This window comes from Streptomyces sp. NRRL S-350 (assembly GCF_000719705.1).
Taxonomy (GTDB): Bacteria; Actinomycetota; Actinomycetes; order Streptomycetales; family Streptomycetaceae; genus Kitasatospora.
In genome coordinates this window covers 1-14,681 of sequence record NZ_JOHO01000050.1, presented here as the reverse complement: position 1 = coordinate 14,681, position 14,681 = coordinate 1, and the positions used below count along the sequence as shown (strand labels likewise).

Here is a 14,681-nt window from a genome sequence, read left to right as displayed (position 1 = left end):
GAAACACCATGACCACCGCGACCCTGCCCGCACTGATCGCCCGGCAGGCCGAGCAGCAGCCCGACGCGCTCGCCGTGACCGACGGCTCCACCGTCCTGACCTACCGCGAACTCCTCGACGCCGCCGACCGGTTGGCCGCCGTCCTGACCGCCCGGGGGGTCGGGCCCGGCAGCGCCGTCGGCCTGCTCTGCGCCCGCTCCACCCGCCTGGTCGTCGCCCAGCTCGCCGTCTGGCGGGCCGGCGGCCACGTCCTCCCGCTCGACCCGGCCTACCCGCGCCCGCGCATCGCCGAGATGACCGCCGACGCCGACGCCCGGCTCGTCCTCGGCGACAAGGCGCTGCTCGCCGAGGCCGGACTGCCCGAGGAGCGGACCCTCGTCCTGACCGAGCACGGCACCGACGCCACCGACGCGGCGGCGGAGGCCGCGCCGGACGCCTCCGAGCCGACCCTGCCCGCCCTGGTGTTCTTCACCTCGGGCTCCACCGGGCGGCCCAAGGGCGTGCTCGTCCCGCACGGCGCCATCGCCGACCTGGTCACCGCCCCGGACGCGATCGCCGTCCGCCCGCGCGACCGGGTGCTGTTCCACTCCGCCGTCACCTTCGACGCCTCCACCTTCGAGCTGTGGGCCCCGCTGGCCCGCGGCGCCGCCGTCGCCGTCTCCCCGGCCGACCGGCCCACCGCCGAGGAACTCGTCCGCGACGTCGAGCGGTTCGGCGTCACCACCCTGCTGCTCACCAGCGCGCTCTTCCACCACCTGGCCGCCCGGCAGTCCCGGGTCTTCGGGGTGCTGCGCACCGTGGCCGTCGGCGGCGAGGTGCTGTCGCCCGAACACGCCGGCGCGGTGCTGCGGGCCTTCCCCTGGCTCGAACTGGTCAACGTCTACGGGCCGACCGAGGCCACCACGTTCACCACCCTGCACTGGGTCACCCAGGCCGACTGCGCGGGCCCGATCCCGATCGGCCGGCCCTTCGGCGGCGCCCGCGTCCTCGTCCTGGACGACCACTCCCAGCCGGTGGCGCCGGGCACGATCGGCGAGCTGTGGATCGCCGGCGACCGCCTCGCCCACGGCTACCTCAACCGGCCCGAGCTGACCGCCGACCGTTTCCGCGACCTGCCGGGCACCGGCCGGGCCTACCGCAGCGGCGATCTGGTCCGGCAACTGCCCGACGGCACCCTGGAGTTCCACGGCCGCACCGACGACCAGGTCAAACTGCGCGGCTTCCGGATCGAACCGGGCGAGGTCGAGCACGCGCTGCTGCGAATGCCCGAGGTGGCGGAGGCGGCCGTCGTGGTCCGCCGCGCCGGGCAGGCCGACGCCGCCCTCACCGCCTGCGTCGTCCTCGCCGAGGGCGCCGGACAGGCCGTCGAGACACTGCGCACCCGCCTCGCCGACCGGCTGCCCGCCCACCTGGTGCCCACCGCCTGGACCGTGCTCGCCGCGCTGCCGCTGACCGGCGCCGGCAAGGTGGACCGCCGGTCCCTCGCCGCCGACGACGACGGTGCCGCGCGGCGCCCCTCCGGCGGCGGCGCGCTCACCCCGATCCAGCAGGTCGTCGCCGAGGCGTGGAGCCGGGCCCTGGAGCGTCCGATCACCGACCCGGCCGCCGACTTCCTTGCCGAGGGCGGACACTCCCTGCTCGCCATGTGGGTCGTCGACGACCTGCGCGAGGACCTCGGGGTGGAACTGTCGCTCGCCGACTTCCTCGACCACCCGACCGTCGCCGGGCAGGCGGATCTGCTGGAACGGGCCCTGCGCGCCGACGACGGCCCGGGCGGCCCCGACAGCCCCGACGGCCCGGGCCGCCCCGAGGGTTCCGGCGGGCCGGCACTCGCCGTGCCGACGGCCTCGGGCCAGCTTCCGGGAGGAACCCGATGACCGCCGCCGACCAGGCCGACCTGCTGCGGCGCGCCCGCAGCCGGCGCAACGCCGCCGATGCCACGCCCCCGCCCCCGCCGCTACCCGACGGCCCGGCCCCGCTCTCGCACGCCCAGCAGCGGATGTGGCTGATGGACCACCTCGGCCAGGGCGGCGCCCTCTACAACGTCCCGATCGCCACCCGACTGCGCGGCCCGCTCGACCGGGACGCCCTCGCCGCCGCGCTCACCGGGCTCACCGGGCGGCACGCCGTCCTGCGCACCCGCTACCCGCGCCGGGGGGAGCAGCCGTACCAGCAGATCGACCCGGTCACCCCGGTCCCCCTGCCGGTCGTGGCGGCCGCCGCGGACCCCACGGTCACCGAACTGCTCGCCGCCGAGGCGGCCCGCCCGTTCGACCTCGCCGCCGGCCCGGTGCTGCGCGCCCTCCTGCTGCGGCACGGGCCCGAGGACCACACCCTGCTGCTGACGATCCATCACATCGCGGTCGACGGCGGCTCCCTGCCCCTGATCGCCGCCGACCTCGCCGCGCTCTACGCCGCCGAACGCGACGGTGTGGCCGACCGACTCCCGCCGCCAGGACCGTCCTACGCGGACTACGCCCGGCAGGAACGGGCCCGCGACGCCGAGTTGACCGCCGCCGCCGACGCCATCGCCACCAGGCTGGCCGGGGCCCGCCCGCTGCCACTGCTGAGGCCCGTCCCGCCCGGTGCGCGCGAACGCCGGGCCGCGCTGCACGCCGCTGCGCTCGACCCCGCCGTCGTGGCCGGGCTGCGCGAGCTCGGCGCCAGGAACGGCGCCACGCTGTTCACCGTCGTCCTGGCCGCCGCGTTCGCCACCCTGAGCACCGCCGCGGGCCGGAACGACCTCGTCCTGGGCTGCGCGAGCGGCCACCGGGCCCGGCCCGAACTGCGCCGCACCGTCGGCCTCGGCGTCAACACCCTCGCGGTGCGCGCCGAACCGGCCGGGGACCAGACGTTCACCGAACTGCTGGCCGACGTGCGCGCCGCGCTGCTCGACGCGCAACAGCGCCACGACGTGCCCTTCGACCTGGTGGTCGAGCGGCTCGGTGCCGCCGCCCGCGGCACGGACGGCACCCCGCTGCTCTCGGTCAGCTGCGACCTCGTCCAGCCCGCCGCGCCGCTGCAGCTGCCGGGCCTCGCCGCGGAGAACGTCGAACTCGACCTGGGCCTCGCCAAGTTCGGCCTGGCACTGCTCCTGGAGGACGGCCCCGCGCCGCGCTGCCTGGTGCAGCACGACCGGGACGCGCTGGACGAAGCCACCGCCGGGCGGCTCCTCGACGCCTTCGCCGACCTGCTCACGGCGGTGGCGGGCGACGGGGACCGGCACCTCTCCGAACTGCCCGGAGACCTCCTGGTGGCCGCCGAACACCCGGCCGTGGCAATCCTGTCGGGCGACCCGGGGGTGGTCGAAGCGGCCGTCGTCGAGACCGCCGACGGCCCGCCGCTCGCCTACGCCGTGGTGCGCGGACCCGTCGCCCCCAACGGCGCCCAGCTGCGGGCCGCCCTGCGCCGCCGACTCCCGGCCGCCGAGCTGCCGCTCGCCGTCACGCTGGTGGACCGGCTGCCCCGCCACCCCGACGGCACCCCCGACCTCGCCCGGCTGCCCGGCGCCGCACCGCTCGGGAACCGGCCGCTCGGGGACGGGCAGCTCGGGAACCGGCCGCTCGGGGACGGGCCGCTCGGGGACGGGCAGCTCCCGGACGGCCCGGTGGACACCGTCCGGGCGGCGTTCGGCGAACTGCTGGGCGCCACCCCGCCCGCCGACAGCGACTTCTTCGCCCTCGGCGGCCACTCCCTGGTCGCCGTCCAACTCGCGGAACGGCTGCGCACCCGCACCGGGCTGCCGCTCACCGGCCTCGACATCCTGGAACAGCGCACCCCGCGCGCCCTCGCCGCCCTGCTCGCCACCCGCGAGGACGAGCGCCGCACCGCCCTCGCCGCGGCCGGCGCCCGCCCGGCGACCCGAACCGGCTCCCGCACCGACCCGCGGACCGGCACCGTCCTGCTCACCGGCGCCACCGGCGGGGTCGGAGCGGCCGTCCTGCAGGAGCTGATGGCCCAGGGCCGGCCCGTCCGCGTCCTGGTCCGGCCGGAGTCCGCGCACCTGCCCGCCCTGAACGGCGCCGAAGTGGCGCCCGGCGACCTCTCGGACCCGGACAGCCTGCGGCGCGCCGTCGAGGGCGTGGACGCCGTCATCCACTCCGCCTGCACCTTCACCGACCACGCCACCGACGTCGCCGCGATGCGCGCACTCGCGGACGGCTGGCGCGGCGGTGGCCCGTTCGTCTTCGTCAGCAGCATCGACGCCTACGGCCGCCCGGCGGGCACGGAGGTCCCCGAGGGCGCCCCGAGCGGTGCCGCAGTCACCCCGTACGGGCAGGCCAAGCTGGACTGCGAGCGGATCCTGTTCGAGACGGCCCGCGACGGCCGGGGCCCCGCCACCGCCGTCCGCGCCCCGATCGTCTGGGGCCCGCACCACCGGCTGCGCGACCAGCTCCGCTGGGGCTCCACCGGCGCCCTCTTCCAGGCGGCCCTGGCCGGCCGGCCGATCAGCCTGCCGGGGGCCGGCGCCGACGGCTGCGCCGAGGACTGCGTCGACGGCTGTGCCGGTGGCTGTGCCGACGGCTGGTACGGCGCCTCCTGGGTGCACGCCGCCGCGCTCGGGCGCGCGCTCGCAGCCTGCGCCACACCGGGCCACCCGGCTGCCGGGCGCGTCGTCAACGCGGTGAGCGGGCACGTCTCCTGGGCGGAGTTCACGGCCGAACTGGTACGCCTGCTCGGCTCCGACAGCCCGCTCGTCGTCGGCCCGGACGCCGACGCGGAACTGCGCCGCCCCTGGCGCTACCGTGCCGAGACACTGGCCGGCCCGCTCACGCCGGAACCCGGCGAGGACTGGCGCAGCGTACTGGCGGCGATGGTCGGCTGAGCCGGCGGGCAATGGGGGAGGGGTCCAGCGGTCCGGGGCCCCTCCTTCCGCGTATCGCAGCCGCCGCAGCAGCCGCCCGCCGCACCGGCGCTCAGGCCGTCCACCCCGGCCGAACCCGTGCGTCAAGGCCGCACCCGGGGGCCGGACGACGATCTCGCTGACCTCGGTGCCCGCAGGCCGTGCGATGGTCCTGAGCCCCGCTCGCCCGGCCGCCGGTGGTCGGTCGTCACGGTGGCCGGGCTCTGAGCAGTGGTGGGACAGGCCCGGACGGCGGACCCCGAGGGGGGAGGGGTGCCGTCCGGGCTGGTCGCCCACCCGATGCTCGTCTCACCCCTATCCCGCGAGCCAAACACCCCGGTCCGGCCGGGACCGCTTGCCCGGACTGGCCGCGGCCGCGCCGACCACCCGCAGCCCGGCGACAGGACCGCGGCCCGAGGGCCCCGGACGACGCATCGGCTGACATGACCTCAGCGTCCCGGGGCAGGCGCGGGAGACCAGCCCGTTCCGATGCCCCGGGAGGCGCAGATGACCGCAACCATGATGCTGCTGCTCGCTCCACTCGCTCTCGCGGCGATCCTGGCCACGACCGCTCCCTCGCACGTCCACCGCCACCGCCGCCCACAGGCGGCCGTCGTCCGGGCCGAGCGCACGCCCGGGCCCCGGCACGCCCGGCCGCCCCGCTGAGCCGACCGGCGCCGGGGGCCGAACCTCTCTACCGGGGCCGGGCGTTGCTGCGCCCGGCCCCTGGCGCGCGCCGTGCGGCAGCCCGGCGCGGGTGTCCGACGCACCTGTCCGGTGCGGGCTTTGCGGCTCAGCCGTCGGCTCGGCTGTCGGCTCGGCTGTCGACGAGGCTGTCGGCGCGGGTTTTCCGGAGCGGAGGCGCATGCGCCCGGCGAATCGGGATACACGAGCGGGCGGAAACCTACCGCTCGCTCGGAAGGAGCCTCCCGTGTCCGACACAACCCGTCTCCCCGGACCGTTCGAGCACCGCTGGTCCTGGCAGCTGAAGGGGACCTGTCGCACCGTCGACAGCAGTGTCTTCTTCCACCCGACCAACGAGCGCGGTGCCGCGGCGAAGCACCGTGAGCAGGTGGCGAAGTCGGTGTGTGCCCGCTGCCCGGTCCTCGCCCAGTGCCGCCAGTACGCGATGGACGTCCGCGAGCCCTACGGCGTGTGGGGTGGTCTGACGGAGGACGAGCGCCGTGAGCTGCTCGCCCGCCGTCGGCGGCGTCAGTCCCCCGCGGCCGCCTAGCAAGCGGCCCCGGATCCCAGGTGGGGTGGTGCACCCGCGCGGGCCCCAGTTCTGCGAGAGAGAGTGAAGAAGATGGGTATCGGTGGATGCATCCTCCTGTTCGCCCTGGGCGCGGTGTTGGCGTTCGGGGTCGACTGGCACCTGTCCGGGGTCAACGTGCACATGGTCGGCTGGATCCTGATGGCCGCCGGCCTGCTCGGCCTGATCACCTACGCGAGCGTCTTCCGGCGACGGCGCTTCATGGGCCGGGCGGCAGCCGACGAGGTCGTCGAGGAACGGCGCTACTACGACTGAGGCGCCCGGCGTCGAAAGTGAGCACGATCCGCCGCCGCCCGGCCTCCAGTAGGCCGGGCGGCGGCGGATCGTGTGCGTGGTGAGCCCCACCGGGCCGGGGTCCGGCACGCGCGTCGCCCGGCAACCGCCCATCCCGGTACGGCGGTTGCCGGGCGGTGCATTCGTGCGCGCGGGGGCTCAGGTCCCGACCGGCGACGACTGCCCGGCGCCGCCCTTGCCGCCCTTGCCGTCACTGTCGTCGTCGCCGCCGTCGCCGCCGTGGCCGTCGTGGCCGTCGTCGTGCCGGGGCGCGGGCTCGTGGAAGTCGACGCTGACCTCCTCGCAGGGCTTGTAGGCGGCGGCGGTGGCGTACGAGGTGTAGGCCCGGCGGTCCGCCCGCGTCAGTCGGGCGTCGTCGGCGAAGGGCGCCGCGATGCCGCGGGGCCACAGTCGACGGGTGCGCACCGCTGCGCTCTCCGCACAGAGGACGAGGGTGACGGCGCCGAGGTAGATCCACGCCATCAGGCCGAGCACCACGCCGAACAGCCCGTACGTGGCCGTGGCCCCGCGAAGCTCGTGGCCCACGTAGTAGGTGCCCACCAGCAGCAGTGCCTGCCAGGTCAGCGATGCCGCCAGGGCCTCCGGCCACAGGAGGCGCACCCGCAGGTGCCGGCGGGTCAGGAGTTTGAAGCCCGCCAGCAGCAGGCCGGTGTCGACCGCGACCGACAGGGGGACGGCGGCGATGCGCACGCCCCGGTCGATCGGGGCGGGCCAACCGTGCGCGGTGGCCGTGAGGGCGGCCAGGCCGGTGGACGCGAGGACGGCCACGGCGAGGACGCCCAGCAGGGCGAGTCCGCGCAGGCGGGCGGTCAGCGGGTTCGGACGGCTGTGCTGCGGGACGGCCCACACCGTGTTGAAGGCGTTCTGGAGCGCCTGCGCCACTCCCAGCGCGCCGTAGAGACTGCCCGCGATGCCGACGGCGAGTGCGAAACCGCTGCCGTGGAAGGAGTGGATGCTGTGCTCGATCTGGTCGCCGATCACCGGGAACTGGCTGAGGGCGGAGTGCAGGACCTGCTGCTGCAGCTGCGGGTCGTCGTGCAGCGCGAATCCCAGTGCGGCGACCAGGAGCAGCAGCATGGGGAAGAGGGAAAGGAAGCCGTAATACGTGATCAGGGCCGCCATGTAGGTGCCCTGATCGTCGATGAACCCCCCCCCCGCCCCGGAATCCCGCTCAGGGAATTACCAGCGGTACCACCGGCCACGGCTGCCGGCGGCACTGGTGCCGCGGGCGATGAAACCCAGGAGCCAGATCACGAGGACGGCGACGGCGACCCACCACAGTGCCTTGATGGCGAATCCCGCACCGAAGAGAATGACGGCCAGAAGGAGAACGAGAAGCAGGGGGACCATGGGAACGACCAATCAGTCGGGACGGCTGTTGACGGAATTCGCTTGCCCCGACTCCGGCCGGGTATTCCCACGAGTTTTCCGAGGCGCGCCCGGCTCGGCGTCTTCCCCGTCCGCCGCGTGCGGTCCGCCGCGGGCCGTCCGCCGCGCCCGGTCCGCCGTGCCCAGCCCGTCGCCGCCTCGGGCCGCCTCGGGCCGCCTCTCGGGCCGCGTCTGCCGCGTCAGCCGCGCTGCACGGTGACGCGGTCCACGGCCGTGCCGTCCTCGGTGAGGGACCGCACCTCCATGCGGGCCGGCTTGCCCGCCGCGGCGGGGGTCACGTCGACCGCCACCAGGCAGTACCCGGTGTAACGGACCCTGGACCAGGTGACCTTGACGGTCTGCTCGTGGCCGCCCTGGTCGGAGACCACCATCGGCACCGGGGCGTCGTTCTTGGTCTCGTGGCCGAGGTAGGTGTCGGAGGCCGGGAACTTGTAGAGGCCGCCACCGCCGCCGCCCGCGACGACGTACGTGGTGCCGTCCTTCGCCGGGTCGACGGTGTCCCCGGAGCCGACCTTGCGGGTGGCCTTTCCGGCGCGGATCGGGTCGGTCCGCTCGTAGACGTGGTTGTGGCCGCTGAGCACCAGGTCCACCTGGTACTTGTCGAACAGCGGGGCCCAGTCCTGCTGCGCGCCGAGTTCGGCTCCGTTGTCGTGGCAGGTGGAGTACGTGCACTGGTGGAGGTAGACCACGATGAAGTCGATGCCGCTGTCGGCTCGCAGTGCGGCGAGCCGGCTGTCCAGCCACTTCTTCTGCCGGCCCTTGGTGTAGCCGAGGTTGGCCGGGGTGTTGTAGCAGACGTCGTTGCCGTCGAGGCTGATCAGGCCGGCGTTCTGGTACCGCCAGGAGTAGATGCCGGTGGACTGGCTCCAGGCGTTGTCGGGCATGGTGAACCGGGCGCGGACGCCCCCGTAGCCGTCGGGCCCGTACCACGGTTCCATCTCGTGGTTTCCGATCGCCGGCATCCACGGGGTCCGCGCGGCGACGGGTTCGTTCTGCACGAAGAAGGAGTCCCACAGGCGGGCGTCGTAGGCGTCGCTCGTCTTGCCGCTGCCGCCGCTGTTGGCGTACGACAGGTCGCCCATGTGGAGGTGGAACGCCGGGTCGAGGCCGGCGACCAGGTTGCCGGTGGCGGCCGCGTTGTACCCGATGCCCTGGTCGCCGAAGGCCGTGAAGGTGAAGCCGGCGCCGCGTCCGGGGGCGGGTGCGGTGCGGAAGCTCGCGACGTCGCCGAGCTGGGTGCGCCTGGCTGGGGGATCGTAGCCCTGGTGGCCCACGACGTAGTAGTAGGTGGTGTCCGGGATCAGCTGGTCGAGCTGCGCGTGCAGGTAGTACTGGGTGACGGTGGTGGGCTTGACCAGGGGCTGGTCCTCGACCGGGTGCTGCCAGGAGAGCTTGCTGACCAGGGTGCGGACCTCGGCGGCGACCGGGGAGCCGAAGTCGCCGGGCTGGAGGCCGATCCGGACGAAGGGTGCGGTCACCGCGTCCGGCACCTGCCAGGAGACGACGACCTGTCGGGACGGGTCGGCCCCGAAGGTGAGGTGTCGGCCGAAGGGGCGCAGGGCGGAGCCGTCGGTGCGGTCGCCGCGGGGGGAGGGAAGGGTCGGGGTGGCGAGGGCGGTGGGGCGCGGGGTGGCGGCCCGGGCGGTGCCGGGCAGCAGGAGGCCGCCGGCGGCGACGGCTGCTCCGCCCGCCGCGCCGACTCGGAGGAGGTTGCGCCGGGAGTGCCGTAGTGTCTCGGACATGACATCAAGTTAGGAAACTTGCCTAACTTCTGGCAAGAGTGCGGACATCGCCGGTTCGGTTTCCGCGCCACCCGGTCGGCCCGACGGCCGCGGCGTCGTCCGACCGGAGCCGTCGGTCCGGGGCCCGCTCACCCGATGGTGACCACCCGGGCCCACTCCGGCGGCGTCTCCGGCCGGTAGTCCGGATCGCTCTCGTTGTAGTGGCCGGAACGCGGGAAGAGGCCGACGACCGTGCGGCAGGGCGGCGCGGTGGACGGCCAGGGGGTCTGACCGTCGGTCAGGACCACGACGACGTCGGGCCGGGCGGCGGAGCGCAGGGCGGCCTCGAAGCCGGTACGCAGGTCCGTGCCGCCGCCGCCCACCAGGGGGATGCCCGCGACCTCGCAGAGCGAGTGCACGGCCTGCGCGGCAGCGTCGCACGGAACCACGCGGACCTGGTCCCGGCGGCCGCCGACCGCCCGCGCGATCGCCGCCACCTCCAGCAGGGCGCTGCCCAGCTCCTCGTCCGAGACCGACCCGGACGTGTCGATGACCACCGCGACCCGGGGCGGCCGCCGCCGCAGGCTCGGCAGGAGCACGCCCGGTACCCCGGCCGACCGGCGGGCGGGGCGGCCGTAACTGTAGTCCTCGCCCGCACCGGGGCCGGAGACCGCCGAGCGCACCGCCGCGCCCAGCAACTGCCGCCAGGGCTGCGGCGGATGGAAGGCCTCGTCGGCCCAGCGCCGCCAGCCCGCCGGGGCGCTCCCGGGCCGGCCCCGGATCCCCTCGGCGACCCGGAAGCGGACGGCGTCGCGCTCCTGCGCGGTCAGCCCGTGGGCGCCTTCCGGGTCCAGCTCCCAGGGGCGGTCCGTGCCGTCGGCGCCGCTGCCGCAGTCCAGCCAGGCCGCGTCCGGGTCGCGCGGGTGGAACCGGTAGCGGCGCAGGTACTCCTCCATCAGCAGTCCCGTCGGCAGCAGCAGCCGGTCGGGCCGGATCGCCCCGGCCGGCCGGACCAGACCGTCCCCGTAGACGTCGTCGTTGATCTCGCAGTCGGCGGTGATGTTGGTGCGCAGCTGGGCGGCCGGGCCCTCCAGGCCGAGTTCGCGGGCGATCAGGCGGCCGCGCCCGTGGTGGTCGCGCAGCAGGTGCGAGACCTCGTGCACCCAGACGCCGGCGAGTTCCTCCACCGGAGTGCGCTCGACGAAGGCCGCCGAGGCGTAGCAGCGCCAGTACCGGTCGACGCCCATGGTCGGCACCTCCCGCGACTCCACCAGGTGGAGCGCGAACAGGGCGGTCGCCAGGTACGGCCGGGCCCGGGCGGCCTGCAGCCGGGCGGCGTACAGCTTCTCGACGTCCAGCCTTCGGGTCTCCCGCCTTCCGCTGCCGGGCCGTCCGGCGTCGGGCTGTCCGGCGTCGGGCCTTCCAGTGTCGGGCCTTCCGGCGTCGGGCCGTCCGGCGTCCGGGGCGAGGGTGGCGTTCACCGGCCCGCCTTCGCTGCCACCCGGGCGGCGGCGCGGTCGGCCCGGCGGGAGAACGTCAGGGCAGGGGCGAGCCGCTCGATCGACGGCGGCACGTCCCAGTCCTCCCGGCGCAGCGAGGCCAGGGTGGTGGCCGGGACGACCAGCAGGTCCGGCGCGCCGGTCTCCGCCGCCTGGGCCAGCAGCGCCCAGGCCGCGTCCCAGCGCGCCCGGGACGGCCGGTTGCGCACGGCGGCGACCACCCCGTCCAGCACCGCCTGGCGCAGGTCCCCGCGTTCGGGGAGCACCGCGGCCGCTGGGTCGGCGAGCACGTCCTCGGGGTCGGGCAGGTCCATCCGGTCCATGCCGGCCATCAGTTCCAGCCCGGGGCCGTCCCCGACGGTGCCGCGGACCAGCAGCGACAGGACGTCCCGGGAGGAGCCGGCCGCGGTCGCGAAGGCGACCAGCCGCAGCGTCATGTCCCAGCTGCGCGGGGACGGCCAGGCGCCGCCGCGCTTGGTCTCGCTGGTCGGCATGCGGTGCACCAGCTCGGGGCGGGCGGTGAGCAGTCCGCACACCGCGCGCCGGGCGAGCGTGACGGCCTCCGGCAGGGCCTGCGGGTCGAGCCGGGGCAGGGTGGCCAGCGGCCAGACGCCGCCGAGGCCGCGCACCACCACCTCGTGGTCGTGCACCCACTGCAGGTGCACGAAGCGGTTGGCCAGCGGCGGGCTCAGCTCCCAGCCGTCGGCGGCGGAGGCGCGGGGGTTGGCGGCGGCCACGATCCGTACGCCGGGCGGCAGTCGGAGCGTGCCGATGCGGCGTTCCAGGACGACCCGGAGCAGCGCCGCCTGGACGGCGGGCGGCGCGGTGGACAGCTCGTCCAGGAACAGCAGTCCGCGCCCGGCCCGGACCAGCCGCACCGCCCAGTCCGGCGGCGCCATCGGAACGCCCTGCTCTGCCGGGTCGTCGCCGACGATGGGCAGCCCGGAGAAGTCGGAGGGCTCGTGGACGCTGGCGATCACCGTGGTCAGCGGGAGTTCCAGGGCCTCGGCGAGCTGGTTGAGCGCGGCGGTCTTGCCGATGCCCGGCTCGCCCCACAGGAGGACGGGCAGGTCGGCGGCGACGGCCAGGGTGAGGGCCTCCAGCTGGGTGTCTGCGCGGGGTTCGGTGGTGGTGTCGCCGAGCAGGTCGAGCAGTCGGCGGGCGACGTCGAGGCGGGCGGCTCCGGTGCGGTCCGCGGCGGCGTGGTCCGAGGCGGTGCGGTCCGCGGGGAGGTCCACGTCGGTGCTGTTCGTGTCGGTGCGGTTCGTGTCGGTGGGGTTCACGTCGGCGTGGTCGGTTTCCCGGGCGTGCGCGGGCATGGTCATGGTCATGGGTGATCACCTCAAGGGGTCAAGTGGTCAAGTAATCTGGTGCGAAGGGGTGTTCGCGTCCGCTGGCGCTGACGGCATCAGTAGTGGACGGCGGCGCGGTGAGCGCGTGAGTAGTGCGTCCGCGGGCACCGGCTGGGCCGGGGCGGGGAGTTGTCGGGAGCGGTGAGTCCCGCCCGGTAGAGGCCGTAGGCGATCCGTCGCTGGGTGGCCGCCGTCAGCTCGTCCCGCAGGGGGCCGTCGCGCAGGACCGCCTCGGGGCCGAGCAGGCTCTCGATCAGGGCCAGTGCACCGGCGGTGTCGCCGTGGTCCAGGCGTTCCCTGGCTCCGTCGAGCTCGTGCGGTCGGCGGTGCGCCAGGTCGACGGCGCGAAGGCATGGCAGCGGGGTGCCGGACAGGGCGGCCAGCAGTTCCTCGCGGCGCAGTTCGGCCGGATCGTGGTCGAGCGGGGTGAGTACTCCGTCGACCAGGCCGATCCGGTGCCGCGCCCCTCGGCAGTCCACCAGCCGTTGGGTGGACAGCGACGCGGGCGGCCCCGCGGAGGTCCGCGCCGGACCGCCGGGTGCCAACGCGTCGGCCACCAGTGGGTGCAGGCGGGCCGGCTCGATCACGCCGCTGCGGAGCAGGTCGGGGTCCGGTGGCACCCAGGTGGCGGCGTCGGGCAGCAGCGGCAGCGCCGAGGTGTCCCCGACGGCCTCCGCCACGCGGCCGTCCGGTCCGAGGACCAGCCGCCGCCGACGCCCGAGCCGCACGGCGACGGGACCGTCCGGGCGCCCCTCGGCACGCAGCAGCAACGCGGCCTCGGCGGCCCAGCGGCCGACGGCACCACGCCCCGACGGTCCGCTGACGTCCTCGCCGGGCAGTGTGGTCGGAGCGTCGGCCCCGGAGCGTACGGCCAGTTCCCCGCTGCGCCCGGCATCCCAGAGGTGCCGGTGCAGGTCGAGACGGAACCGGCGGCTCGGATGCGGATGCGGGTGGGGCGGCCGGCCTTCGCCGACGGACCCGTCCCAGAGTGCCAGGGCGATCCGCTGCCCGTACTCGGCCCAGGCGGGTGGCGTGCGGACGACCAGGGACACCGGCCGTTCACCCGGGTAGCGGGCCAGGGCCGTGGTGAGCCCGGGGCGCAGCAGCCCGTCGGGCGCGGATCGTGGCAGGTGCCAGCGGAGCAAGTCCGGTGCGAGGCAGCGCAGATCGGCGCGGAGCCGATCGGCGAGCGCCCGTCCGTGGCTGCGCGCGACGTCCCCGAGGCGGAAGTCGACCTCGACGTTGGCGGCGGCGCAGGCCCCGGCCCAGTCGCCGGACAGCCGGCGGGCGGTGGCGGTCTCGATCATGGAGGGCGGCACGGCGTACTCGCGTACGCGCCGCCAGAGGACGAGGCGGGAGTCGTTCCCGTTCGCGGGGTGAGTGGGCATCAGCACTCACTCTTCGCGGACGGGACCCCCAATCTGTGAACAGCGTGAGTGGTCATCGCCGGGGAGCATAGCGCTCGCCGCCGGACGCCCGCCACACCGTTTCGGCGGCCGGTCGCCGGCCGCGCACCCGGTGCGCAGCGGATGGGCGACCCGCTGCGCACCGGATCCTCAAGGGTCGCTGGAAGCCCGGTCGAGGCGGGTGGTTCGTGGCGGCTTGAGTGTGTTCTGGTGGTGGGCGGAGAAGGCGCGGCTCCGGACGTCCGGGGCCGGGCGGGGCAGCGCGAGGGCGTGTCGGGGCGTAGACGTTCGCGCATGGAGCTGAGTGCGGAGGCTATGGTTCGCCGGCCCGGAGTGACCTTGACTGGTGGCACGAGGACGGACGCGGAGGGTGCGGGGAATCCGCACCGCGTCCGACCGTTCGGGGTGCGGGTGGGGTCGCGGTCGGGTGCGGTGCCGTTCGACTGGGACGACCGGGGGACGTGGGAGGCGGCGTTGGAGGGGGTGAGTGCGGCGTATCTGACGTACTACCCGGATCTGGCGTTTCCGGGGGCGGTGGAGGCGGTGGGGGCGTTCGCGCGGTTGGCGGCGGCGCGGGGGGTGGGTCGGCTGGTGTTGCTGTCGGGGCGTGGTGAGGAGGCGGCGCGGGCGGGGGAGAAGGCGGTGATGGAGTCGGGGGCTGCGTGGACGGTGGTGCGGTGCGCGTGGTTCGACCAGAACTTCAGTGAGTCGTTCTTCCTGGAGCCGGTGCTGGCGGGGGAGTTGGCGTTGCCGGTGGGTGGTGCGGTGGAGCCGTTCGTGGATGCGGAGGACATCGCGGACGTGGTGGTGGCGGCGTTGACGGAGGCGGGGCATGCGGGGGAGGTGTACGAGGTGACGGGGCCGCGGTTGCTGTCGTTCGCGGAGGTGGCGGGGGAGTTGTCGG

Annotated in this window: 12 protein-coding genes; 6 read left to right on the top strand and 6 right to left on the bottom strand. The window is 75.4% G+C overall.

The genetic code is table 11. The features are described from left to right. The first annotated feature begins 8 nt into the window (after positions 1-8). From IF30_RS42235 to IF30_RS0130790, 5 genes are all read left to right on the top strand, one after another. Positions 9-1,877, top strand: coding sequence for a non-ribosomal peptide synthetase (locus IF30_RS42235; RefSeq protein WP_063752849.1), 1,869 nt, complete (start codon positions 9-11; stop codon positions 1,875-1,877). Beyond that, the gene (locus IF30_RS0130805; protein ID WP_030244569.1) at positions 1,874-4,825 is read left to right on the top strand and encodes a condensation domain-containing protein; all 2,952 of its coding nucleotides are present in this window, start codon (positions 1,874-1,876) and stop codon (positions 4,823-4,825) included. The genes IF30_RS42235 and IF30_RS0130805 overlap by 4 nt, the downstream gene beginning before the upstream one ends. Before the next feature lie 525 nt (positions 4,826-5,350). Further along, positions 5,351-5,509, top strand: coding sequence for a hypothetical protein (locus IF30_RS48160; protein ID WP_158835607.1), 159 nt, complete (start codon positions 5,351-5,353; stop codon positions 5,507-5,509). A 265-nt stretch (positions 5,510-5,774) separates the two neighbouring features. Then, entirely contained in the window at positions 5,775-6,077 is a 303-nt protein-coding gene (locus tag IF30_RS0130795; RefSeq protein ID WP_030244568.1) for a WhiB family transcriptional regulator, read from the top strand. A 72-nt stretch (positions 6,078-6,149) separates the two neighbouring features. Beyond that, the gene (locus tag IF30_RS0130790; RefSeq protein ID WP_030244566.1) at positions 6,150-6,371 is read left to right on the top strand and encodes a DUF6458 family protein; all 222 of its coding nucleotides are present in this window, start codon (positions 6,150-6,152) and stop codon (positions 6,369-6,371) included. A 177-nt stretch (positions 6,372-6,548) separates the two neighbouring features. Here IF30_RS0130790 and IF30_RS0130785 read toward each other — a convergent pair whose 3' ends face one another. The 6 genes from IF30_RS0130785 to IF30_RS0130760 form a co-directional block, all read right to left on the bottom strand. Continuing rightward, the gene (locus tag IF30_RS0130785; protein WP_267884579.1) at positions 6,549-7,553 is read right to left on the bottom strand and encodes a YihY/virulence factor BrkB family protein; all 1,005 of its coding nucleotides are present in this window, start codon (positions 7,551-7,553) and stop codon (positions 6,549-6,551) included. Positions 7,554-7,589: 36 nt separating this feature from the next. Then, on the bottom strand, positions 7,590-7,760 hold the full coding sequence (locus tag IF30_RS0130780; protein WP_030244563.1) for a hypothetical protein: 171 nt from the start codon (positions 7,758-7,760) through the stop codon (positions 7,590-7,592). A gap of 218 nt (positions 7,761-7,978) precedes the next feature. Beyond that, entirely contained in the window at positions 7,979-9,541 is a 1,563-nt protein-coding gene (locus IF30_RS0130775) for a purple acid phosphatase family protein (RefSeq protein WP_030244562.1), read from the bottom strand. A 128-nt stretch (positions 9,542-9,669) separates the two neighbouring features. After that, positions 9,670-10,878, bottom strand: coding sequence for a DUF2201 family putative metallopeptidase (locus IF30_RS0130770; RefSeq protein WP_030244561.1), 1,209 nt, complete (start codon positions 10,876-10,878; stop codon positions 9,670-9,672). A gap of 119 nt (positions 10,879-10,997) precedes the next feature. Next, the gene (locus IF30_RS0130765) at positions 10,998-12,350 is read right to left on the bottom strand and encodes an AAA family ATPase (protein ID WP_234322906.1); all 1,353 of its coding nucleotides are present in this window, start codon (positions 12,348-12,350) and stop codon (positions 10,998-11,000) included. A gap of 77 nt (positions 12,351-12,427) precedes the next feature. Further along, on the bottom strand, positions 12,428-13,759 hold the full coding sequence (locus IF30_RS0130760; protein WP_030244559.1) for a hypothetical protein: 1,332 nt from the start codon (positions 13,757-13,759) through the stop codon (positions 12,428-12,430). A 312-nt stretch (positions 13,760-14,071) separates the two neighbouring features. Here IF30_RS0130760 and IF30_RS0130755 point away from each other — a divergent pair. After that, a partial coding sequence (locus IF30_RS0130755; RefSeq protein WP_199807958.1) for an SDR family oxidoreductase occupies positions 14,072-14,681 on the top strand: 610 nt, incomplete at its 3' end.

Bases quoted from the DNA above. Each gene is read 5' to 3' on its own strand.
- IF30_RS42235 (WP_063752849.1), top strand. From the start codon at position 9: ATGACCACCGCGACCCTGCCCGCACTGATCGCCCGGCAGGCCGAGCAG.
- IF30_RS0130805 (WP_030244569.1), top strand. From the start codon at position 1,874: ATGACCGCCGCCGACCAGGCCGACCTGCTGCGGCGCGCCCGCAGCCGG.
- IF30_RS48160 (WP_158835607.1), top strand. From the start codon at position 5,351: ATGACCGCAACCATGATGCTGCTGCTCGCTCCACTCGCTCTCGCGGCG.
- IF30_RS0130790 (WP_030244566.1), top strand. From the start codon at position 6,150: ATGGGTATCGGTGGATGCATCCTCCTGTTCGCCCTGGGCGCGGTGTTG.
- IF30_RS0130780 (WP_030244563.1), bottom strand. From the start codon at position 7,760: ATGGTCCCCCTGCTTCTCGTTCTCCTTCTGGCCGTCATTCTCTTCGGT.
- IF30_RS0130775 (WP_030244562.1), bottom strand. From the start codon at position 9,541: ATGTCCGAGACACTACGGCACTCCCGGCGCAACCTCCTCCGAGTCGGC.
- IF30_RS0130765 (WP_234322906.1), bottom strand. From the start codon at position 12,350: ATGACCATGACCATGCCCGCGCACGCCCGGGAAACCGACCACGCCGAC.
- IF30_RS0130760 (WP_030244559.1), bottom strand. From the start codon at position 13,759: ATGCCCACTCACCCCGCGAACGGGAACGACTCCCGCCTCGTCCTCTGG.